Here is a 21,399-nt window from a genome sequence, read left to right on the forward strand (position 1 = left end):
ACAGACAGGCGGTCACGGAAGAAAGGCCGTGCCGTGGGGTTACAGGTTTCATGTTTTGCTGCATTTTCGCTTCAGACGGACCTGCCGGCTGAAGGCGAAGCGCGGAGTATAGCACAGGCGCACGCCGCCCACGACCCTTACCGGTCCGGGCGCGTCATCCTGCAAGTGGTCGACTGGACCGTCTTGTCGGCGGGAATGGCGAGCAGCGTCCGGAAGCCATAGCCCGAGCCTTCGTTGTCCAGCTTCACGCCCGCCGTGCCGGCGCGGTCCATCTCCATGACATACAGGGGCTGGATCAGTTGGTGATCGGCGGCGCGCATCGTCGACGGATGGAAACCCTCGCCGTCGAACTTCATACCTTCCAGCGCACGCGCCACCGCCCAAGGATCCGCGCTGCCCGCGCGCGTCATCGCGGCGGCGAGCATTTCGACCATCAGCGGCATGCGGGCCACCAGGTAATCATCGGCGGCCGCGGGATAGCGGGCGCGAAACGCACGGTAATACGCGTCCGATGCCGCGCCGCCCACGTTCGGATGCCAGTCCGCCACCGCGATCACGCGCTTCACGCCGGCGTCGCCGAGCGCGGCCGGCGCGCCCAGGCTGTTGCCGTAGAAGGTGTAGAACTTCGTGTCGAGGCCTTGTTCGCGCGCGGCCTTCACGAGCAGCGTGAGATCGTTGCCCCAGTTGCCGGTGATGACCGCGTCAGCACCGCTCGCGCGGATTTTCGCGATGTAGGGCGCGAAATCCTTCACCCGGCCGATCGGATGAAACTCGTCGCCCGCGATCGCGATATCCGGCCGGCGCTCTTTCAGCGCGCGCTGCGCCTCGCGGCTCACGTCGTGACCGAAGCTGTAGTCCTGGTTCAGCAGATACACCTTCTTGACCGCGCGATCGTCCTTCAGCGCGTCCGCGAGCGCGTCCATGCGCAAGCCGGCGTGGGCATCGAAGCGGAAATGCCAGAAACTGCAGGCGTCGTTGGTGAGCGCGGGGTCGTCGGCGGAGTAGTTGAGGAACAGCGCGCGGTGTTGCGGGTCGCGCGCGTTTTGCCGGTCGATCGCCGCCACCAGCGCCGCCGCCACCGCCGAACTGTTGCCCTGCATCACGAAACCGATGCCATCGTCAATCGCCGCGCGCAGCTGCACGAGGCTCGCCTCGCTGCCGCCCTTGCCGTCGAGCACGACGAGTTCCAGCGGATGCCGGCCGTCGGCGAGCTGGACGCCGCCCTGCGCGTTCACGCGCTCGACGCCGAACTGCAGGTTGCGCTCGACCATCGCCCCCGCGTTGGCGAACGGGCCCGACATGCCCTCGATCATCGCGAGCTTGATCGGCGTCGGGCCGGCGGCGCTTGCCCCCTGCACGCCGATCAAGCATGCCCATGCCGCCACGCACAGCCATCGCGCCCCGCGCGCGCCGATTCGATTCTTCATGCCTGCCGCCGATTCGCTGAAAGCGCGGATCATAGGCCGCCACGCCCGCGCCGCGCAAGTGCGTCATTGCCGACAGATCGGCCCGGATGCCGCAACGTCGCGGAGCATGATTCGGCGTCCGCGCATGTCAGAATCACGGAAAAGATCGAATGAACGATCCTCGCCATCCAGAGGATCTCCACACGCCGGAGGCTTGCCATGCTGCATCCCCTCTTTCGCCTGCGCGCCCTGTTGGCCGGCGCGGGCGTCGCGCTTCTGCTGTCCGCCTGCGCCCAGCCGTGGCAGAACTACCAGGCGGGCGCGGATGCATCGACGATCACCGCGCGCCTCGGCCCGCCGCGCGAAGTCTACGACCTGCCCAGCGGCGGCAAGCGCCTGATGTGGCCGACGCAGCCGCTCGGCGAGTTCACCACGGCCGCCGACATCGACAGTTCCGGGAAAATTGTCAGCGTGCGCCAGGTGCTCGACGAGAACGAGTTCTACAAGGCGCAGATCGGTACGTGGACGAAGGCGGACGTGCTGGTGAATTTCGGCCGGCCGGTCGAAACCTCGTACTTCCCGTTGATGAAACGCCAGGTCTGGACGTATCGCTATATGGAGGCGAACATCTGGTACCTGATGTACAACTTCTATTTCGACGATCAGGGCATTCTGCGCATGACGCAGAAGACGCCGGACCCGCTGCACGATCCGGACCGGCGCAACATGTTCTGATTGCCTGCCTTCTATCTTCCAGAAGCATAAGAAAAGCCCTCTCGCGAGGGCTTTTTCATGTCCCCAAAACGCGCCCGAATCAGAGCTGCGGATTGAGCTTCTCGACCTTCGAGTGGAGCTTGTTCAACGCCGCCAGATACGCCTTCGCCGACGCCGCGACGATGTCCGGATCCGTGCCCACGCCGTTCACGATGCGCCCGCTCTTCGACAGACGCACCGTCACTTCACCCTGTGCCTGCGTGCCGGTGGTGATCGCGTTGACCGAATACAGCACGAGTTCCGCGCCGCTGTCGACCTTCGATTCGATCGCGTGCAGCGTCGCGTCCACCGGACCGTTGCCGCGCGCTTCGCCCGTGACCTCGGCGCCTTCCATCGCGAACACGACCTTGGCCTGCGGCTGCTCGCCCGTTTCGGAATGCTGCTTCAGCGACACGAAGCGGAAATGCTCCTTCGCCTGCGCCTCGGCGGATTCCTCGGAGACGATCTGCATGATGTCTTCGTCGAAGATCTCGGCCTTGCGGTCAGCGAGTTCCTTGAAGCGCGCGAACGCGGCGTTCACCTCGCCTTCGGACTCCAACTGCACGCCCAGTTCTTCGAGACGCTGCTTGAACGCATTGCGGCCCGAGAGCTTGCCGAGCACGATCTTGTTCGCGGCCCAGCCCACGTCTTCCGCGCGCATGATTTCATAGGTGTCGCGCGCCTTCAGCACGCCGTCCTGGTGAATGCCCGACGCGTGTGCAAACGCGTTCGCGCCGACCACCGCCTTGTTCGGCTGCACGACGAACCCGGTGATCTGCGAGACGAGCTTCGAAGTCGGCACGATCTGCGACGTGTCGATGCCGAGATCCAGGCCGAAGTAGTCCTTGCGCGTCTTGACCGACATCACGATCTCTTCGAGCGACGTATTGCCCGCGCGCTCGCCGAGACCGTTGATCGTGCATTCCACCTGACGCGCGCCGCCGATCTGCACGCCTGCCAGCGAATTGGCGACGGCCATGCCGAGGTCGTCGTGGCAGTGCACCGACCAGACGGCCTTGTCGGAATTGGGCACGCGCTCGCGCAACGTCTTCACGAGGTTGCCGTAGAGCTCGGGCACGCCGTAACCGACCGTATCCGCGATATTGATGGTGCGCGCGCCTTCATCGATGACCGCTTCGAGGACGCGGCAGAGATAGTCGATGTCCGAGCGGCTGCCGTCTTCCGGCGAGAACTCGACGTCGTCGGTGAACTTGCGGGCGAAACGCACGGCGAGACGCGCCTGGTCGTAGACCTGCTCCGGCGTCATGCGCAGTTTCTTCTCCATATGCAGCGCCGACGTGGCAATGAACGTGTGAATGCGGAACTGGCCGGCGGGCTTGAGGGCGTCGGCGGCGCGCTGAATGTCCTTGTCGTTCGCCCGGGCCAGCGAGCAGACCGTGCTGTCCTTCACGAGCGAGGCGATGGTGTGGATGGCGTCGAAATCGCCGTTCGAGCTGGCAGCGAAGCCCGCTTCGATGATGTCCACCTTCATGCGCTCCAGCTGCTTCGCGATGCGGATCTTCTCTTCCTTCGTCATCGACGCGCCGGGGGACTGCTCGCCATCACGCAAGGTGGTGTCGAAGATGATCAACTTGTCTGCTGCCATGTTGGGCTCCAGTGGGGAGATTGATTGTTTAAGTGTTGGAAATGACGCGCGGAAATGCAAAAGGGAATTCGGGTGTTCGCGCCACCGCTGGCGTCGAAAACCTGACAGGACGAGCAGACGGGAGGCGAGAAAGATTAGCGCGGTAGGCGCGCTAGTAGCGGTAGTGCGCGTAGCGACGCACCAGCTTGGACTGACAGGAAGGGGAACAGGAAAAAACGCATTCAAAAACTATAACGGCTTTCCGAGGCTCGTGCAATGAGGCGTTCCGCTCGCGCCATCACGCGAACGCCAAAACAAAAAGCCTGCGTCCGATCAGGAGGCAGGCTTTCGATTTTCCTTCACAACGGCGGTCAGTATCCGCCGATGCTCGCGCTCACGCGCTGGCGCAATTCGGCACCGTCGCCGATTTGCGCGTTGTCGATGCGGCGCGCGCCCTGGAAACGTTTCTCCCAGTAGCCGTCTTCCATGTCGTCGACGCGGATCGTGCTGCCGGTGGACGGCGAATGCACGAACTTGTTGTCGCCGATATAGATGCCCACGTGCGAGAACGAGCGGCGCATCGTGTTGAAGAACACGAGATCGCCGGGCTTCAGATCCGACACGCGGACCTTCTCGCCGACGCGGCTCATTTCCTCGGCGCGACGCGGCAGCGTCATGCCCAGCGTGTCCTGGAACACGTAGCGCACGAACCCGCTGCAATCGAGACCGGAATCAGGCGAATTGCCACCCCAGCGATAGCGCACGCCGATCATGTTGAGCGCGCCGACGACGACGTCGCCCGCCTTGCTCGCCATGCCCGACAAAAACGACTTCGCGCCGCCCTGGCTGGTGGTGACGTCGGTATTCGCGGTATCGGTGGATCTGGAAGAAAAAATGCCCGTGCTGGCATTTTGGCTGCTACTGCTGACTTCGTCGGCAAACGCGCCGGAAGTTGCTGTCATCAGGAGGCCGATCAACATGCCCGCGGCGGCGCGCGCGCATGTCTGAGTCAACGTTAGTGGCTGCATCGGTCGGTAGGTTTTACAATTAAAAGCTGTTAAATCAGGGAGATAGCAGAAAGTTTGGAAGGATACTAGCCACAAAGTATTTACCTGTCAAAAGAAATAGAAAAATACAATTGAGACGGGCACCCAATTGGTGAAAAAGAAAGATTTTTAGGATTCGAGGGCTGCGCTCAGAAGCTTTCGCGTGTATTCATCGGAGGGGTTCGAAAAAATCTTCTCCACCTCCCCAGCCTCCACGATAAAACCATTTCGCATCACCGCGACGCGATGTGCCATCGCGCCGATCACCTGTAAATCGTGGCTAATAAAGACGTAGCCCAGGTTGTGCTTCTTCTGAATGTCGGCGAGCAGCGCCAGGACTTGAGTCTGGATCGACACGTCGAGCGCGCTGGTGGGTTCGTCGAGGATCAGGATGCTCGGTTCCAGCACCAGCGCGCGGGCGATCGCGATGCGCTGCCGCTGGCCGCCCGAGAACTCGTGCGGATAGCGCGCGAGCGCCGAGCGTTCCATACCGACTTCCCGCAACACCGCTACCACGCGTGCCCGGCGCGCGGCGGCATCCAGTTCCGGCCGATGCAGCGCCAACCCCTCGCCGACGATCCGCTCGACGGTCTGTCGCGGCGACAGCGAGCTGAACGGATCCTGAAACACCACTTGCAGATTGGAGCGCAGCGCGGTCTGCTCACGGCCGCGAAACTCGCCGAGCGCGCGGCCCTGGAACTGCACCGCGCCGTGCGAGATGCGCTGCAGGCCGAGCAGCGCCATCGCCAGTGTGGACTTGCCCGAGCCGGATTCCCCGACGATCCCGAGTGTCTCGCCCTGCCGCACGGTCAGCGTGACGTCGTCGACGGCCTTGAAGCGGCCGCGCCGGAGCCAGCCCTGGAAGCCGGGCAGGCGCGTCGGGTAATCGACGGAGACGTTCTTCGCGTCGAGCAGGACCGGCGCGATCGGCAGCACCGGCAGCACGCTGCGCTTCGGCTTGCTGGCCAGCAGCCGCTGGGTGTACGGATGCTGCGGCGACGCGAAGATCGATTCCACCGTGCCGCTCTCGACCAGCACGCCCTTCTCCATCACCGCGACGCGCTCCGCGAAGCGCCTGACGAGATTCAGGTCGTGCGTGATCAGCAGCACCGCCATGCCGCGCTCCTGCGCTTCGTCGCGTTGCAGTTCGAGCAGCAGTTCGACGATCTGCGCGCGAATGGTCACGTCGAGCGCCGTCGTGGGCTCGTCGGCGAGCAGGAGACGCGGACGGCACGCGAGCGCCATCGCGATCATCACCCGCTGGCGCTGGCCGCCCGACAACTGATGCGGATAGCTGTCCACGCGCCGCTCGGGCTCCGTGATGCCGGTACGCGCGAGCAATGCGATCGCGCGTCGGCGCGCCTCGCGCGGCGTGGTGCCGTCGTGCAGCTGAATCGTCTCGCCGATCTGGTCGCCCACCGTGTAGAGCGGATTGAGCGCGGTCATCGGCTCCTGGAAGATCATCGCGATGTCGGAGCCGCGCAGGCCGCGCATCGCGCGCTCGCTCTTGTCGAGCAGTTCCTCGCCAGCGAAGCGGATCGAGCCCGACAGTTCGGCTTCTCGCAACAGACGCAGGATGGACAGCGCCGTGACGCTCTTGCCCGAACCCGATTCGCCGACCAGCGCCACGCGTTCGCCCGCGTGGATGTCGAGATTGACGCCGTCGACGGCCAGCGTGTCGCTGAAGCGCACGCGCAGGTCTTTGATGGAAAGAAGCGGTTCGTTCACTGCCCGCCTCCGGCTTTCACGGCATCGGCGATACGCGTGTCGAGCGCGTTGCGCAGCGCGTCGCCCATGAAGGTCAGCAGGAGCAGCGTCGCGACCAGCACGCCAAAGGTAGACAACGAGATCCACCAGGCATCGAGATTGGCCTTGCCTTGCGCGAGCAGTTCGCCGAGCGACGGCGTCGGCGACGGCACGCCCAGCCCGAGAAAGTCGAGGCTCGTCAGCGCGAGAATGGCGCCGCTCATGCGGAACGGCAGGAACGTGATGACCGGCGTGAGACTGTTGGGCAGCACGTGGCGCCAGATGATCTGCCAGTTGGAGAGGCCCATTGCGCGGGCGGCGCGCACGTAATCCTGCGTGCGGTTGCGCAGGAACTCGGCGCGCACATAGTCCGACAAGCCGATCCAGCCAAACAGCGACAAGAGGATGATCAAAAGGATCAGGCTCGGCTCGAAGATCGACGCGAAGATGATGAGCAGATAAAGCTCGGGCAGCGCGCTCCAGACTTCGATGAGCCGCTGCCCGGTAATGTCGATCCGCCCGCCGAAATACCCCTGCACCGCGCCCGCGACGACGCCCAGCAGCGTGCCGATCGCCGTCAGCACGAGCGCGAACAGCACCGATACGCGAAAGCCGTACACGAGCCGCGCGAACACGTCGCGGCCGCGGTCGTCGGTGCCGAGCCAGTTCTCGCGCGACGGCGGCGCCGGATTCGAGCCTTTCGAGAAGTAGTTGAGCGTGTCGTAGTAGTAGTGATTCGGCGGATAGATCGCGAAGTTGCCGGGCGCGCTGAAACGGTCGCGCACGAACGGATCGAGATAATCGGCGGGCGTGGGGAAGTCGCCGCCGAACGTGGTCTCCGCGTAGGTCTTCACGAGCGGAAAGTAGAGATGCCCCTGATAGCGCACGACGAGCGGCTTGTCGTTCGACCACAGCGGCCCGGCGAGGCTGATGACGAACGCCACGACGAACACGACGAGGCTCCAGTAGCCCAGCCGGTTGCGCTTGAAGCGCTGCCACACGCGCCTTCCGGGCGGGATGGATTTTTCGAAGCTAAGCGGCTGGGCGTCGCTGCCGTGTGCGTCGCGCCGTGACGATCGGGATGAAGCGGCTCGATTCAAATCAGCGCTCCAGTTGTTCGAATTGAATGCGCGGATCGACCCAGACGTAGCACAGGTCTGAAATGAGCTTCGTGGCGAGGCCGATCAGCGTGAAGAGATAGAGCGTGCCGAGCACCACCGGATAGTCGCGCCGCACCACGGATTCATACGAGAGCAGCCCGAGGCCGTCGAGCGAGAACAGCGTCTCGATCAGCAGGCTGCCGGTGAAGAACGCGCCGATGAACGCCGCCGGAAAGCCGACGATCAACGGCAGCAGCGCATTGCGGAACACGTGCTTCCACAGCACGCGGCGTTCGCTCAAGCCTTTCGCGCGCGCGGTCAGCACGTATTGCTTTCGGATCTCGTCGAGGAAGGCGTTTTTGGTGAGCATCGTGACGATGGCGAAGCTGCCCACCGCCGAGGCCGTCACCGGCAGCGTGATGTGCCACAGATAATCGAGAATCTTGCCGCCGAGCGACAGCGTGGCCCAGTTGTCGGAGGTGAGATTGCGCAGCGGGAACAGTTGCCAGAACGTTCCTCCGCCGAACAAGACGAGCAGCAGCACGCCGAGCACGAAGCCGGGAATCGCGAAGCCGATCAGCACGATCAGGCTCGTTGCGACATCGAACTTCGAGCCGTTCCTGACCGCCTTCGCAATGCCGAGCGGCACCGATATCAGATACGTGATGAAGAAGGTCCACAGGCCGATGCTGATCGACACCGGCAGCTTCGACACGATCAGCGACCAGACGCTCTGATGCCTGAAATAGCTCTCGCCGAGATCGAAGCGCGCGAACTTGCCGAGCATCAGCACATAGCGTTGCAGCGGTGGCTTGTCGAAGCCGTAGAGCTTCTTCAGTTGCTCGACCTGTTGCGCATCGACGCCCGTATGCGTGCGCAACCCGAAACCGCCGCCTCCGCCTTCGGACTGCCCGCGCCGCAGATCGTGCACCGCCTGCTCGACCGGCCCGCCCGGCACGAACTGGATCACGACGAAGGTCAGCGTCAGCACGCCGAGCAGCGTCGGAATCATCAACAGAATGCGTTTAAGGATGTAGCTCCACATGGCGCGCCCTATTCGGCTTATTCGGCTTGTTCGTCTATTGGGTTGGCGCCGCGGGCGCGTGCTGCGCCCACCACGTCGAAATGATCCATTCCTCGGCGCCGTAGTACAGCGGCAAGGTGGACGGATACGCCAGCGTGTTGCGATACGCCACGCGATGCGTCGCCGAGTACCAGTGCGGCACCACATAGTAGCCGTTCATCAGCACGCGATCGAGCGCATGCGTGGCATCGACCAGTTGCTCGCGCGTCTGCGCGGACACCACCTTCTGCAAGATGGCATCGACGGCCGGCGACTTCACGCCCGCCAGATTGTCCGAGCCCTGCTCGTTCGCCGACTGGCTGCCGAAGCGCGACACCTGTTCGGTGCCCGGCACCTGAACGTCGGGCATGCGCACGCTCGTCATGTCGAAATCGAAGGCATCGAGACGCTTCTGGATCAGCGCGTAATCCACCGTGCGGAAGTTCATCGTGATGCCGAGCTTCTGAAGATTGCGCCCGAACGCGGCCGCGACCGGCTCCATCGACGCGCCACCGCCGGTATCGTCGAGGATCTCGAACACGAAGGGCTCGCCTTTCGCGTTGCGCAGCGCGCCGTCGCGATAGGTCCAGCCCGCCTGCGCCAGCAACTCGCGCGCCTTGATGAGATTGGCACGCAGCGAACCGGGCGGATCGGTGTCCGGCTGGCGCGGCATCGGACCGAACACGGACGGGTCCAGTTGCGGCTTCAACGGATTCAGGATGGCCAGTTCGCCTTCGCTCGGCAGGCCCTTCGCCTGCAGGTCCGTGTTGACGAAGAAGCTGTCGATGCGCCGGTACTGGTTGAAGAACAGTTGCCGGTTGAGCCATTCGAAGTCGAGCGCGAGATCCAGCGCCTGACGCACGCGCACGTCCTTGAACAGCGGCCGGCGCGTGTTCATGAAGAAGCCCTGCATGCCGGTCCCGTTGTGTTGCGGGAATTCGCGCTTGATGAGTTCGCCGTTGTCGAAGCGCTTGCCGATGTCGCGCCGCACCCAGCTGCGCGCAATGTACTCGACCAGCACGTCGTACTCGCCGGCCTTGAAGGCTTCGAGGCGCGCGGTGGGATCGCCGTAAAGCTTGTAGTCGATGTGCGCGAAGTTGAACAAGCCGACCCGCACCGGCAGCGCCGCACCCCAGTAGTCCGGATTGCGCCGGTACGAGATGGTGCGGCCGTTGTCGTAGTGGTCGATCAGATACGGGCCGCTGCCGATCGGCTTCTGGAACGCGATCTGGTCGAACGGAACGCGCGTGCCGTCGGGCTTCATCGCCCACTTGCGCGAGAACACCGGAATGCCGCCCGCGAGCAGCGGCATTTCGCGCGTCGCGACCTTGAACTCGAAGCGGATGGTCAATGGATCGACGATCACCGCGCGCGCGATCTGCCCGAAGTACACCGCGAACTGCGGCGCGGCCAGCGGGCTCTTCAGCGTCTCGAACGAGAACTTCACGTCTTCGGCGGTGACCGGGTCGCCGTTCGAGAAGCGCGCCTTCGGATTGATGTGGAAGGTAGTCGACATGCCGTCCGGCGCCACCGAGATGTCGTCGGCGAGCAGGCCGTAGGCGGTCGCGACTTCGTCGGAACTGCCCGTCGTCAGGCTCTCGAACATCAGCGACAGACCCGGCGCGGGATTGCCGCGCAGCGTGAACGGATTGAACTTGTCGAAGCTCGTCAGGCGGTTCGGATTGGCGAGCACCAGCGTGCCGTCGCGCGGGGCGTCGGGGTTGACGTAGTCGAAGTGCGTGAAGCCCGCCGGGTATTTGGGCTCGCCGTATTGCGCGATGGCATGCACCGCGAAGGCCGGACTCGCCGCCAGTGCAATCGATCCGGCCAGCCACCCGGATAGAACCAGGCGAAAGACGCTGGATGAGCGGATCGTCGGGCGAGTCGTCATGTGCCTTGGTGGTCTCTGGGCGCGATGGATGATGGAGTTGAACGCCCTGCCCGACGACTCCGCGCAAGCGCAGGAATCCTCGGCGGGGCGTTGCGATGTGAGAGAATTCTACCCAAAATCACGCGCCGTCCGGCTTGCTCTATCGGATCCTCCCGAAGGCAGTCCCCGCCGGCGACTGCGCGCGGCCACGCCTGCCCGCCCGCGCGCGACATTGACTTCAAAGAAGGAGCATTCATGGGCTTTCTCGCTGGAAAACGGATTCTGCTCACAGGCCTGCTGTCGAACCGGTCGATTGCCTATGGCATCGCCGAGGCCTGCAAGCGCGAAGGCGCCGAACTCGCGTTCACCTACGTCGGTGAGCGCTTCAAGGAGCGCATCACCGAATTCGCCGCCGAGTTCGGCAGCGACATGATCTATCCGTGCGACGTCGGCGACGACGCGCAAATCGACGCGCTGTTCGGCGCGCTCAAGGAACGCTGGGACTCGCTCGACGGGCTCGTGCATTCCATCGGCTTTGCGCCGCGCGAGGCCATCGCGGGCGACTTCCTCGACGGCATGACGCGCGAGAACTTCCGCATCGCGCACGACATCTCCGCTTACAGCTTCCCGGCGCTCGCCAAGGCCGCGCTGCCGTTGCTGAAAGACGGCTCGTCGCTGCTTACGCTGTCGTACCTCGGCGCCGAACGCGCGCTGCCGAACTACAACACGATGGGTCTCGCGAAGGCCTCGCTCGAAGCGAGCGTGCGCTATATGGCGGCGTCGCCGTCGCTGGGCGGCAAGGGCGTGCGTGTGAACGCCATCTCGGCTGGCCCGATCAAGACACTCGCCGCAAGCGGCATCAAGGGCTTCGGCAAGATCCTGAACTTCGTCGAGGAAAATGCGCCGCTCAAGCGCAATGTCACGACCGAACAGGTGGGCAATGTCGCGGCATTCCTGCTGTCGGATTTGTCGGCGGGCGTGAGCGCGGAAGTCGTGCACGTCGATGCCGGCTTCCATGCCGTGGTCGGCGGCATGGGCGTCGACGCGGAGTAACGCATCCTCTTCACAACGCTTGCCGCGCAGACGGAAAGCGTTAAAACGAAAGCGCCGCTCAATGGGTCGAGCGGCGCTTTTTATTTACTTTCACGAATTGGCTTTGAAGGATTGATTCGCAGCGACTCTCGTGGCGACTTCAGCCTGCCCTGCCCTCAATGACGTCCGTGCGGCCCGCCGTGTCCGTGACCGTGGCCATGCCCCGGCGGCGGACCACGATGCGGCCCGCGGCCATGCCCGTGATAGCGGTAGTAATCGTTGCGGCTCCAGTAGCGACGGCCGTCCCAGTAGCGGCTGCCGTGCCAGCCGATCACCACGGGCGGCGCATAGACGGGCGCGGGCCGATACACGACCGGCGGCGGCGGCGGCGCATAGACGGGCGTAGGCGCGACATACACCGGCGCCGGAATGCCGACGTTCACGCCGACATGCACGTCGGCGCGCGCTGCTTGCGTGCTCATCAGGCCGACCGCCGCGACGGCCATCACGCCCGTCCAGAATGTTTTGGAATGGATCTTCATGTGCAAACGGACCTCGCTGTTGTGCTTGTTCGCTTGCCGGGAAATATAACGGACAGCTTTCAGTGCAATATTTCAGCTTTGTAAGTTGTTGCGCGTCCCGGCGTAATGTCAGGAGAAAGCTTACCTTTTGTTACATTGCACGTGGGCGAAAATTGCTTTCAAACAAACAACCGACGGCGATTCCCCCTTCCAGGCATTGACAAGAATGAAAAAGCCACCCGCGCGGGGTGGCTTCCTCGGGGACTTTCCGGCCGGTCAGTGCCAGCCGCGATGGCCATGGTCGTAGCCGTGCCCGTATCCACGCCCGTGGCCACGATAGTATTCGTCGCGATTCCAGTAGCGGCGGCCGTCCCAGTAACGATCGCCATGCCAGCCGATCACGATGGCCGGCTGCGCATACACGGGCGGCGGGGGCGGCGCGTAGACCACCGGGGGCGGCGGCGGAGCATAGACCGGCGCCGGCGCGACATAGACGGGCGCGGGCACCCCGATGTTCACGCCCACGGACACCCCTGCCATGGCTGCGCCGGACATCGTCACGCCACCGATCAAAACGGCGCCGGCCAGCGCGGAAGCCTTCAAAACCTTGTTCATGTGAAGCCCACCTCGACGGTTTGTTTGTAGTGTTGAGCGGACTATATCGGACGGATGCCAACGTAAGTGTTTGACTTGGTAACCTCCTATTACCGCCGAAAACATTACGAAATGACAACGCACCCGAATGAAAAAACGGCGGCACTGCATCGGGCAGGCCGCCGTTCGACACTTGCGCGAAAAGCGTTCAGTTCGGCAGTTCCTGCCCTCTCGTTTCCGGCGCGAACGGAATGACCGCAAGTCCCACCAGGAAGACGATGCCGGTCAGCGCGATCGGCACGCCGAGCGTCTTCATGTTGAGCACCATCGCGCCGATGCCGAAGTTGACGATCGCGCCGATGAAGCGTCCAACCGACGTACAGAACGCAAAGGCCGTCGCGCGCACGCGGGTTTCGAACTGCTCCGGCAGCCACAGCGAAAACAGCGCGAAGTTGCCGCCGAAGAAGCCGAGCACGACGAGCAGCGCAATGAACGGCACCAGCCCGTTCGGCAGATAGAACGCCCAGCCGAAGGCCAGCGCAATCGACGCTGCCATGCCGATGAAATACACCGCGAGCGTCTTGCGGCGGCCGATTTTCTCGGCCATCGGCGGCAGCGCGAGACAGCCGACAATCGTGCCGATGGAGAGCAATCCCGTCGCGATCGACGCCATCCGCGCCGCGTCGTGCTTGTCCATGCCGGCTTTCGTCGCGAGCTGGATGACCGCCGACGGCTCATACACCGCACCCGCCCACAAGCCGATGATCGCGACCGTCAGCAGCACCGCCGCGACGATCGTCCGCTTGCGGTACTGCGCGTTGAAGATCGCCTTCAGCGAGCTCTCGTGCTTGACGTGCGGCTGGGCCGTTTCGGCGCGTTGCCACTTGTCGGTTTCCTTCACGCGCAGCAACACGAGGATCGAGATGACGACCGGGAACAGCCCGACCAGGAACATCGCGCGCCAGCCGAACGCCGCGCCGATCGTATAGTTCAGCGCGGCCGCGAGGAAGAAGCCCGCGTAATAGCCGGTTTGCAGATAGCCCGCGCCCATCTTGCGGCGATCTTCCGGCCAGGCCTCGGCGACGTAGGTGCCGGCGAGCGCCCACTCCCCGCCGATGCCCACGCCCGCGAAGAAACGATAGATGCCGAGTTCCCACACGTTGTGTGCGGTCGCGGCGAGTCCGGTGAAGATCGCGAACGTGAAGATGGTCGCGGCCAGCACCTTGGTGCGTCCGAAACGATCCGCGAGCGGCCCCCAGATGAACGACAGCCCCCATCCCACCAGGAACAGCGCGAACAGAATCGAACCCGCCAGGCCGACGTTCGCCGGCGTCGCGGCATAGCCCGAGCGCGGCAGCAGTTCGGTGAGCGCCGGCGCGAGCACGAGCGCATAGATGAACGAGTCCATGCCGTCGAGCGTCCAGCCGGCCCAGGCGCCCCAGAAGCCCGTGATCTGCGAGCGGTTGAGCGGTGTCTTCGCGGCGCGCGTGGCGCCTATCTCACGATCCAGCGTTGTCGGCATGGCCATGTCTCTCCGATGAAACTCAAGCGAGGATGAACGACGCGCGCATTCGGAATCTTGTTATGGCGTCTAGGGAAAGCACCGAAACCCGGTGCGCGTTTTTATATATAATATTTGAACATCGACCACGGACAAGTCCGCACTTTCACCTAGCCATGCCCAACGATCTCGCTTCTTCCGGAAGATCCCGGCCTGCCGCGTCGTTCCGCGACGCGCAGTTCGAACCGCGCCAGAGCACGTCGCGCTTCATTGCGGATGCGCTGCGTTCGGCCATCGTCGAGGGTGCGTTGCTGCCGGGCGAACCGCTGCGCCAGGACGCCATCGCGCGACAGTTCTCGGTCAGCGCGATTCCCGTGCGCGAAGCGTTCCGCCAGCTTGAAAGCGAGGGCTGGGTGACCATCGAGCCGAATCGCGGCGCGGCCGTCAGCCTGCAATCCGCCGACGAAGCGCGCGAGATCTACGAGATCCGGGCGTCGCTGGAGAGTCTGGCAATCGGGATTGCCATCGAGCATCACACGTCGGAAACGCTGGCCGAAGCGCAGGGTCTACTGGAAGCCGCGGAACGCGAGCCCGACCCGGCGCTCTACGTCGTGCGCAACGAGCAGTTCCACATGAGCCTGTATGCGCCCGCCGACCGGCCGCGCCTGATGGAACTGATCGGCCAGATGCACCGGCGCGGCGAGCGCTACCTGCGCCTGAAGCTCGGCTTGCCGATTCACAAGGACGCGTCCGATGCCGAGCATCGCGTGATCTTCGCCGCGCTCGCCGCCCGCGATACCGAGCAGGCGCAGACGCTGGTCGCGCGCCATCTGCTCGCGACGGGCGACCTGATCTACCGCTTTCTCGCCGATGCGCAAGCGCTCGCTCATTTGAGCCACAAGAAGAAAAAGCGCCGCGCCTCTTCCCGAACGCTCACTCCGAAGGCCGACCGATGAATTCGTCCCTCCCCGCTGACGCTCCCCGCGACAGCCGCAACTGGAACACGCGCGCGCAGGAAAAGGCGCGTCGCCTGAAACTGATCGAGCCCTGGCTGGACGGCGCGGTGCTCGATCCGGCGCATATCGTCGATGCCCTGGGCGCGCTGATCGTCAGCGGCGACCGCGTGGCGCTGGAAGGCAACAACCAGAAACAGGCCGACTTCCTGTCGCGCGCCTTTGCAAAACTGGATCCGGCGCGCGTGCATGACATCCATCTCCTGATTTCGAGCATCAGCCGCCCGGAACATCTTGCGCTGTTCGAGCAAGGGATCGCGCACAAGGTGGACTTCGCGTTCGCCGGGCCGCAGAGCCTGCGCGTGGCGCAACTGCTCGAGGACGGCATGCTGGAGATCGGCGCGATCTATACGTACATCGAGTTGTACGCGCGCATGTTCATCGACCTCACGCCGGCGGTCGCGCTGGTGTGCGCGGTGCAGGCCGACCGCCACGGCAATCTCTACACGGGCGCGAACACCGAGGACACGCCGACCATCGTCGAGGCCGCCGCGTTCCGGCACGGCATCGTGGTGGCGCAGGTGAACGAGATCGTCGATGAACTGCCGCGCGTCGATATTCCCGGCTCGTGGGTCGATGTCGTCGTGCAGGCCGACCGGCCCTTCGCCGTGGAGCCGCTCTTCACGCGCGATCCGCGCCATATCGGCGAATTGCAGATCCTGATGGCGATGATGACCATCCGCGGCATCTACGACCGCTACGGCGTGACGGCGCTGAATCACGGCATCGGCTTCGACACCGCGGCGATCGAACTGCTGCTGCCCACCTACGGCGAAGCGCTCGGCTTGAAGGGCAAGATCTGCACGCACTGGGCGCTCAATCCGCATCCGACGCTGATCCCCGCGATCGAATCCGGCTGGGTGCAGAGCGTGCATTGCTTCGGCAGCGAAGTGGGCATGGAGGATTACATCGCCGCGCGCCCGGACGTGTTTTTCACCGGCCGCGACGGCAGCCTGCGTTCGAACCGCGTGTTCTGTCAGTTGGCGGGCCAGTATGGCGTGGACCTGTTCATCGGCTCGACCTTGCAGATGGACGCCGACGCCAATTCCTCGACCGTCACGCTCGGCCGTCTGGCGGGCTTCGGCGGCGCGCCGAACATGGGACACGATCCGCGCGGCCGGCGTCATTCGAGCGAAGCCTGGCTCAAGCTGCTGAAGAACGACGGCCCGAATCCGCAGATCGCGCGCGGCCACAAGCTCGTCGTGCAGACCGCCGAGACTTACAAGAAAGGCGGCGAGCCGACCATCGTCGAATCGCTCGATGCGATCGCGGTCGGTGCGAAGAGCGGCATGCCCATCGCGCCCGTGATGATCTACGGCGACGACGTCACGCATGTCGTCACCGAGGAAGGCATCGCGTATCTGCACGCGGCCGAAGGTTTCGATGAACGACGCGCGGCGCTTGCGGCGGTTGCGGGCGTGACGCCCATCGGCATGCGCGCCGATCCCGCGAAAACGGCCGAACTGAGACGGCGCGGCATCGTCGCATATCCGGAAGATCTCGGCGTGCGACGCGGCGAAGCGAAGCGCTCGCTGCTCGCGGCGCGCAGCATCGACGATCTCGTCGCGTGGTCGGGCGGTCTCTATGCGCCGCCCGCGCGCTTTCGCAGCTGGTGAGCGCGATGAACGCCCTGCCCTTGCTGCATGAAGAAGCCTGCGAGCTTGCACTCGAACCGGCGGTCATCGCCGCTCACGCGCGCGATGCGCTGATCGCCGAGGCACGGCTGACGCCAAAGCCCGCGCTCGTCGATCAACGCGGCAGCGGCGCGCATCGCGATCTCGATCTGGACACGATGCTGCGTTCCGCCCACGCACTGCACCCGACCTTTCTCGCGATTGCACGCGCGGCGTCGCGGGCGCGGCCGTCGCAGGCGCTGCGCGAGCAACTGGCGCGCATCGGCCGCGAAGGCGAAATCGCGATGATGAACGCGACCGGCGGCAGCAACGCGCATCGCGGCGCGATCTGGATTGTCGGCTTGCTGTGCGCGGGCGCGGCCTTGCACGCGCCGCACGACAGCGCGGCGATCTGCGCGTCTGCGGCGGCCATCGCGTGTCACGAAGATCGCTATGCGCCGCCGTCGGCGTCGGCGAGTCACGGCGCGCGCGCGAGTTCACGGTATCAGGTGGCCGGCGCGCGCGGCGAAGCACGCGACGGCTTTCCGCATGCACGGCTGATCGGCCTGCCGGCGCTCGACGCCGCGCGCGCCCGCGGTGTCTGCGAGAACGACGCGCAACTCGATGCGCTGATCGCGATCATCGCGTCGCTCGACGATACCTGCCTGCTGCATCGCGGCGGCCTGCGCGCGCTCACGACAGCGCAGGACGGCGCACGCATCGTGATGGCGCGCGGCGGCGCGGGCACCGCTGAAGGCCGCGCCGCGCTCGCGCAACTCGACGACGCGCTGCTCACGCTGAACGCATCGCCCGGCGGCGCCGCCGACCTGCTCGCGGCGACACTCTTTCTCGACAGTCTCAGGCGTCTCGATTGACGCGCATCGAAGCGTAAAGAGGAACGAACGATGGAAAACATGCGATACGAATACCCCGCCACGCGACCCGTCGCGCGCCGCGCGCACGTGGGCGTGGTCGGCTCGGGCGATCTGGAAGTGCTGCTGTCGCCGTCGGACTCGATGCAGGCGGAAGTGGTGATCCGCACGAGCGTCGATGGTTACGGACACGTGTGGAAGAGCGTGCTCGACCGCTTCTTCCAGCGCTACGACGGCGCGGCGAAGATCGAACTGAACGACTTCGGCGCGACGCCGGGCGTCGTGATGCTGCGGCTCAATGAAGCGGTGGAAGCGAGCGAAGGAGACGCGCCATGAATGCTCATGACACCTTTCTCGCGCGCCACAGCTTCATCGAAATGGGCGCGCGCGACCGCGCCCGCGCGCTGCTCGACCCGGGCAGCTTCCGTGAGTTGCTCGGTCCGTTCGACCGGCTCGAATCGCCGTGGCTCGCGATGCAGGACATCGTCTGTCAGGCCGATGACGGTGTGGTGATCGCGCGCGGTCTTCTCGGCGGCGAACCCGCCGTGATCGCCGCGATCGAACCCGCGTTCCAGGGCGGCAGCATCGGCGAGGTGTCGGGCGCGAAGATCGCGGCGGCACTCGAAATGGCGGCGAGCGAGATCGAAGCGGGACGCCCGGTGCGCCCGGTCGTGCTGTTCGAGACCGGCGGCGTGCGCTTGCAGGAAGCGAATCTCGGGCTGGCGGTCATCGCCGAAATTCATGCGGCGATCGTCGCGCTCAGGCGTCATGTGCCGGTGGTCGGCGTGATCGGCGGCATGGTGGGCTGCTTCGGCGGCATGTCGCTCGCGGCCGCGCTCTGCACCGAACTCGTGATGACACGGCAGGCGCGGCTCGGCATGAACGGGCCGGAAGTCATCGAGCAGGAAGCGGGCATCGAGGAACTCGATTCGAGCGACCGCCGCCTCATCTGGTCGATGATCGGCGGCGAGCAACGCGTGGCCGTCGGGCTCGCGGATACGCTGGTCGAGGACGACACCGGCGAGGTGCGCGCGGCCGTGCTCGCGGCATTCGAGCGCGGCGTGCCGGAGCGGCATCGCAGCGAGGACGTCGACGGCTATCTCGCGCGGCTGGCCGAAGTGAATCCGGACGCCATCGATCCCGATACCTTGCGTCAACTGTGGGGCACATCATGACCGACACCCTCTCACGCGGCGCGCGCTGGCTGGACGCGCTCGCCGAAGCTGCATTGCCCGATGAAAGCGGCCCGGTGCGCGTCCGCGAAGGCCGGCTCGACGATGCGCGCGCCACGTTCATCGCCGTCGTACCCGATCCGCGCAACCGCTTCCCGCGCGCGACCGACAACGTCGTCGGCCTCGAACAGGGCTGGCTGCTCGCGCGTGCCGTGCGCGCGCTCATCGATGCCGACCGCGACGCGCCGGTGAAGCGCCCGATCGTCGCCGTGGTCGATGTCAAGAGCCAGGCCTATGGACGCCGCGAGGAACTGCTGGGCGTCCATCTCGCCTGCGCGGCCGCCGCCGATGCCTACGCGAGCGCGCGGCTCGACGGACATCCGGTGATCGCGCTGATCGTCGGGCCGGCGATGTCGGGCGCGTATCTCGCGCACGGCTATCAGGCCAACCGCATCATCGCGCTCGATGCGCCCGGCACCGCCGTGCACGCGATGGGCAAGGAAGCGGCGGCGCGCGTCACGCGGCGCAGCGTCGAGAGCCTCGACGCGCTCGGCGACACCGTGCTGCCGATGTCCTACAAGATGAGCGCGTATGCCAGGCTTGGTTTGCTGCATGAAATGCTCGAAGGCATCGATGCCGACGCGCCCTCTTCCGCCGACATCGCGCGCGTGCAGGCGTCGCTCACGGCGGCGGTGCGCGATGCGCGCAACGGTCCGCGCGACCTGTCGAGCCGGCTCGCGTCCGCCGATGCGCAGCGCACACGCGCGGCGTCCATCGAGGTGCGTCGCCGCATGCGCGAGCAGTGGCACGCGTGATGATGCACGCGCCGCGTCCGCACGACTTGCTGCGGCTCGTACCGGACGCACCGCCGCCTGAAGGCGCGCCCGGCTGGGTCGCGGCGGCGCTTGTGCGCGCGCCGTTCGTCGTGGTGCGGCGCGCGCCTCCGGATAACGGAAAGCTGGCGGTAGGCGTGCGCGGCAGCGTGCGCGGCGAGCGCTTTGGTACGTGGATGGACAGCGGCTGGATCGGGGCGATATTCACGCCTGAAGACCTGAGCACACGCGAGCCTGAATCCGCCCGGCGTGAGCTTCCCGCGTTCACGCTGATGCGCGACATCGCCGGCATGCTCGACGATCGCGCGCTGCGCTGGGGACCGGCCGGCAGCGCGGGTTTCGAACTCGCGAGCGGTGTGCCGACCGTCACGCCGGCGAGCGATCTCGACCTCGTCGTGCGCGCCGACACGCCGCTGCCGCGCAACGACGCCGCCGCGCTCTTCGATGCTCTTTCGCACGCGGCGCAGCAGAGCGGCACGCGCATCGACGTGCAGATTGAAACGCCTGAAGCCGCGTTCTCGCTTGCCGAATACGCGCGTCCGCAGCTGCGTGTGATGCTGCGTCACCCCGCGGGCCCGCGTCTCGTCGACGATCCGTGGGCCGCGTCATGATCGCGTATCTGTTTCCCGGACAAGGCGCGCAGACGCCGGACTTTCTTCATCGGCTCGGCGGCGCCGATCCGCATCCTTTGCTTGCCCGAACCATCGAGGAAGCGTCGGACGCGCTCGGTGTCGACGTCCTTTCGCTCGACACTGCCACGGCGCTCGCTTCGACCATCGCGGTACAGGTGACGCTCGTGGTCTCCGGCGTGGCGGCGGCACGCGCGCTCGCTGACGAAGGCATCGCACCGGACGCCGTGGCCGGCCTGTCGGTCGGCGCGTATGGCGCGGCGGTCGTGGCAGGTGCGCTCGAGTTTGCCGCTGCGCTCAGGCTCGTGCAACTGCGCGCGCAGCTGATGGAGAACGCCTGTCCGCACGGTTACGGCATGCTCGCGGTGCTCGGACTGGACGAGCGCGAGATGACGCGTGCAATCGACGAAAGCGGCGCCGCGGTGTGGATCGGCAATCTGAACGCGCCGCGCCAGATCGTGCTGTCGGGCGGCGACGATGCGCTCGCGACGATTCGCGACGTCGTGCTGTCGCGCGGCGCGCGCAAGGCAGAGCGGCTCGCCGTCAGCGTGCCGTCGCATTGCGTGCTGATGGAGGACGCATCCATTCGCCTCATCGAAGCGGCGCGCACGGTGCGCGTCGATCAGCCACGCATCCCCTATGTCGGCAATCGTGGCGCGCGCGTGCTGCGCAGCGCCGATGCCATCCGCGACGACCTCGCCACCAATCTGCGTTATCCGGTGCGCTGGCATGATTCGACCGTCGCGCTATCGGAGCTCGGCATGAAGGTGTTCGTCGAAATGCCGCCGGGCCGCACGCTCACGTCGCTCGCAGCCGACGCGCTGCCTGAAGCGGCATCGATCGCGCTGGAGGCCGGATCCGTCGCGAGCGCCGCCGCCCGCATCCGCGCCGCGTGCCGCCAGCGGCAGGACTGACCCCGCTCCGTCTTCTCATTGTCAGGTTTTGTAAAAGTTTTGGAATTTTCGACGGATCGACGAGTCGATCACCCTCGAGCATTCCATCTCGCCCGTCCGCCTGCTGCGACCCGGGCGAACCTCGATCCACAACCTG

20 protein-coding genes are annotated in these 21,399 nt (G+C 65.4%); 10 read left to right on the forward strand and 10 right to left on the reverse strand.

Features of this window, described 5'->3' with window-relative positions:
* Positions 1–137: 137 nt before the first annotated feature.
* Positions 138–1,427 carry a branched-chain amino acid ABC transporter substrate-binding protein gene (locus QCE88_RS10895; protein ID WP_309901721.1) on the reverse strand — a complete coding sequence of 430 codons (1,290 nt, stop codon included), beginning with the start codon at positions 1,425–1,427 and terminating at the stop codon, positions 138–140.
* A gap of 198 nt (positions 1,428–1,625) precedes the next feature.
* Between QCE88_RS10895 and QCE88_RS10900 the strand changes: the two genes are divergently transcribed.
* A complete protein-coding gene (locus QCE88_RS10900; protein WP_309901723.1) occupies positions 1,626–2,141 on the forward strand; it encodes a hypothetical protein in 516 nt (171 codons plus the stop codon).
* A 79-nt stretch (positions 2,142–2,220) separates the two neighbouring features.
* Here the strand turns inward: QCE88_RS10900 and QCE88_RS10905 are convergent, their stop codons facing one another.
* The 6 genes from QCE88_RS10905 to QCE88_RS10930 form a co-directional block, all read right to left on the reverse strand.
* Positions 2,221–3,765 (reverse strand): 2-isopropylmalate synthase, encoded by a 1,545-nt coding sequence (locus QCE88_RS10905; protein ID WP_309901725.1) that lies wholly within the window; start codon positions 3,763–3,765, stop codon positions 2,221–2,223.
* A 350-nt stretch (positions 3,766–4,115) separates the two neighbouring features.
* A complete protein-coding gene (locus QCE88_RS10910; RefSeq protein WP_309903516.1) occupies positions 4,116–4,772 on the reverse strand; it encodes a C40 family peptidase in 657 nt (218 codons plus the stop codon).
* Between the two features lie 147 nt (positions 4,773–4,919).
* Complete coding sequence (locus QCE88_RS10915; protein WP_309901727.1) at positions 4,920–6,518, reverse strand: dipeptide ABC transporter ATP-binding protein; 1,599 nt, start codon at positions 6,516–6,518, stop codon at positions 4,920–4,922.
* On the reverse strand, positions 6,515–7,636 hold the full coding sequence (locus tag QCE88_RS10920; protein WP_309832644.1) for an ABC transporter permease: 1,122 nt from the start codon (positions 7,634–7,636) through the stop codon (positions 6,515–6,517). Before QCE88_RS10920 ends, QCE88_RS10915 begins: the two co-directional genes overlap by 4 nt.
* Before the next feature lies 1 nt (position 7,637).
* Positions 7,638–8,681 (reverse strand): ABC transporter permease subunit, encoded by a 1,044-nt coding sequence (locus QCE88_RS10925; RefSeq protein WP_309901728.1) that lies wholly within the window; start codon positions 8,679–8,681, stop codon positions 7,638–7,640.
* Positions 8,682–8,715: 34 nt separating this feature from the next.
* Positions 8,716–10,590 carry an extracellular solute-binding protein gene (locus QCE88_RS10930; protein ID WP_309901730.1) on the reverse strand — a complete coding sequence of 625 codons (1,875 nt, stop codon included), beginning with the start codon at positions 10,588–10,590 and terminating at the stop codon, positions 8,716–8,718.
* A 234-nt stretch (positions 10,591–10,824) separates the two neighbouring features.
* On the opposite strand from QCE88_RS10930, the gene fabI reads away from it, so the two are divergent.
* Entirely contained in the window at positions 10,825–11,622 is a 798-nt protein-coding gene (gene fabI, locus QCE88_RS10935; RefSeq protein WP_309832646.1) for an enoyl-ACP reductase FabI, read from the forward strand.
* 155 nt (positions 11,623–11,777) lie between these two features.
* Here the strand turns inward: fabI and QCE88_RS10940 are convergent, their stop codons facing one another.
* The 3 genes from QCE88_RS10940 to QCE88_RS10950 all read right to left on the reverse strand — a co-directional run bounded on the left by QCE88_RS10940 (position 11,778) and on the right by QCE88_RS10950 (position 14,238).
* A complete protein-coding gene (locus QCE88_RS10940; protein ID WP_309901732.1) occupies positions 11,778–12,143 on the reverse strand; it encodes a hypothetical protein in 366 nt (121 codons plus the stop codon).
* A gap of 255 nt (positions 12,144–12,398) precedes the next feature.
* On the reverse strand, positions 12,399–12,737 hold the full coding sequence (locus QCE88_RS10945; protein WP_309901734.1) for a hypothetical protein: 339 nt from the start codon (positions 12,735–12,737) through the stop codon (positions 12,399–12,401).
* A 187-nt stretch (positions 12,738–12,924) separates the two neighbouring features.
* Positions 12,925–14,238, reverse strand: coding sequence for an MFS transporter (locus QCE88_RS10950; RefSeq protein WP_309903518.1), 1,314 nt, complete (start codon positions 14,236–14,238; stop codon positions 12,925–12,927).
* Positions 14,239–14,393: 155 nt separating this feature from the next.
* Here QCE88_RS10950 and QCE88_RS10955 point away from each other — a divergent pair, with 155 nt between their 5' ends.
* The 8 genes from QCE88_RS10955 to QCE88_RS10990 are packed head-to-tail and all read left to right on the forward strand — an operon-like array spanning position 14,394 to position 21,263.
* Positions 14,394–15,173 carry a GntR family transcriptional regulator gene (locus tag QCE88_RS10955; RefSeq protein WP_309903520.1) on the forward strand — a complete coding sequence of 260 codons (780 nt, stop codon included), beginning with the start codon at positions 14,394–14,396 and terminating at the stop codon, positions 15,171–15,173.
* On the forward strand, positions 15,170–16,846 hold the full coding sequence (gene mdcA / locus QCE88_RS10960) for a malonate decarboxylase subunit alpha (RefSeq protein ID WP_309901736.1): 1,677 nt from the start codon (positions 15,170–15,172) through the stop codon (positions 16,844–16,846). Before QCE88_RS10955 ends, mdcA begins: the two co-directional genes overlap by 4 nt.
* Positions 16,847–16,851: 5 nt before the next feature.
* Positions 16,852–17,718, forward strand: a complete 867-nt coding sequence (locus QCE88_RS10965; protein ID WP_309901738.1) for a triphosphoribosyl-dephospho-CoA synthase — start codon at positions 16,852–16,854, stop codon at positions 17,716–17,718.
* Between the two features lie 30 nt (positions 17,719–17,748).
* Positions 17,749–18,051, forward strand: coding sequence for a malonate decarboxylase subunit delta (locus tag QCE88_RS10970; RefSeq protein WP_309808767.1), 303 nt, complete (start codon positions 17,749–17,751; stop codon positions 18,049–18,051).
* On the forward strand, positions 18,048–18,890 hold the full coding sequence (locus tag QCE88_RS10975; RefSeq protein WP_309901740.1) for a biotin-independent malonate decarboxylase subunit beta: 843 nt from the start codon (positions 18,048–18,050) through the stop codon (positions 18,888–18,890). Before QCE88_RS10970 ends, QCE88_RS10975 begins: the two co-directional genes overlap by 4 nt.
* Entirely contained in the window at positions 18,887–19,702 is an 816-nt protein-coding gene (gene mdcE / locus QCE88_RS10980; RefSeq protein WP_309901742.1) for a biotin-independent malonate decarboxylase subunit gamma, read from the forward strand. The genes QCE88_RS10975 and mdcE overlap by 4 nt, the downstream gene beginning before the upstream one ends.
* Positions 19,702–20,331: a malonate decarboxylase holo-ACP synthase gene (locus tag QCE88_RS10985; RefSeq protein WP_309903522.1), complete on the forward strand. Its 630-nt coding sequence runs from the start codon at positions 19,702–19,704 to the stop codon at positions 20,329–20,331. The genes mdcE and QCE88_RS10985 overlap by 1 nt, the downstream gene beginning before the upstream one ends.
* Entirely contained in the window at positions 20,316–21,263 is a 948-nt protein-coding gene (locus tag QCE88_RS10990) for a malonate decarboxylase subunit epsilon (RefSeq protein ID WP_309901744.1), read from the forward strand. Before QCE88_RS10985 ends, QCE88_RS10990 begins: the two co-directional genes overlap by 16 nt.
* Positions 21,264–21,399: the final 136 nt, after the last annotated feature.

Source organism: Caballeronia sp. LZ035, assembly GCF_031451175.1.
Classification (GTDB): domain Bacteria; phylum Pseudomonadota; class Gammaproteobacteria; order Burkholderiales; family Burkholderiaceae; genus Caballeronia.

Bases quoted from the DNA above. Each gene is read 5' to 3' on its own strand.
- QCE88_RS10925 (WP_309901728.1), bottom strand. From the start codon at position 8,681: ATGTGGAGCTACATCCTTAAACGCATTCTGTTGATGATTCCGACGCTG.
- QCE88_RS10950 (WP_309903518.1), bottom strand. From the start codon at position 14,238: ATGCCGACAACGCTGGATCGTGAGATAGGCGCCACGCGCGCCGCGAAG.
- QCE88_RS10985 (WP_309903522.1), top strand. From the start codon at position 19,702: ATGATGCACGCGCCGCGTCCGCACGACTTGCTGCGGCTCGTACCGGAC.
- QCE88_RS10905 (WP_309901725.1), bottom strand. From the start codon at position 3,765: ATGGCAGCAGACAAGTTGATCATCTTCGACACCACCTTGCGTGATGGC.
- QCE88_RS10940 (WP_309901732.1), bottom strand. From the start codon at position 12,143: ATGAAGATCCATTCCAAAACATTCTGGACGGGCGTGATGGCCGTCGCG.
- mdcE (WP_309901742.1), top strand. From the start codon at position 18,887: ATGACCGACACCCTCTCACGCGGCGCGCGCTGGCTGGACGCGCTCGCC.
- QCE88_RS10955 (WP_309903520.1), top strand. From the start codon at position 14,394: ATGCCCAACGATCTCGCTTCTTCCGGAAGATCCCGGCCTGCCGCGTCG.
- QCE88_RS10900 (WP_309901723.1), top strand. From the start codon at position 1,626: ATGCTGCATCCCCTCTTTCGCCTGCGCGCCCTGTTGGCCGGCGCGGGC.
- QCE88_RS10970 (WP_309808767.1), top strand. From the start codon at position 17,749: ATGGAAAACATGCGATACGAATACCCCGCCACGCGACCCGTCGCGCGC.
- fabI (WP_309832646.1), top strand. From the start codon at position 10,825: ATGGGCTTTCTCGCTGGAAAACGGATTCTGCTCACAGGCCTGCTGTCG.
- QCE88_RS10975 (WP_309901740.1), top strand. From the start codon at position 18,048: ATGAATGCTCATGACACCTTTCTCGCGCGCCACAGCTTCATCGAAATG.
- QCE88_RS10895 (WP_309901721.1), bottom strand. From the start codon at position 1,427: ATGAAGAATCGAATCGGCGCGCGCGGGGCGCGATGGCTGTGCGTGGCG.
- QCE88_RS10965 (WP_309901738.1), top strand. From the start codon at position 16,852: ATGAACGCCCTGCCCTTGCTGCATGAAGAAGCCTGCGAGCTTGCACTC.
- mdcA (WP_309901736.1), top strand. From the start codon at position 15,170: ATGAATTCGTCCCTCCCCGCTGACGCTCCCCGCGACAGCCGCAACTGG.
- QCE88_RS10910 (WP_309903516.1), bottom strand. From the start codon at position 4,772: ATGCAGCCACTAACGTTGACTCAGACATGCGCGCGCGCCGCCGCGGGC.
- QCE88_RS10945 (WP_309901734.1), bottom strand. From the start codon at position 12,737: ATGAACAAGGTTTTGAAGGCTTCCGCGCTGGCCGGCGCCGTTTTGATC.
- QCE88_RS10930 (WP_309901730.1), bottom strand. From the start codon at position 10,590: ATGACGACTCGCCCGACGATCCGCTCATCCAGCGTCTTTCGCCTGGTT.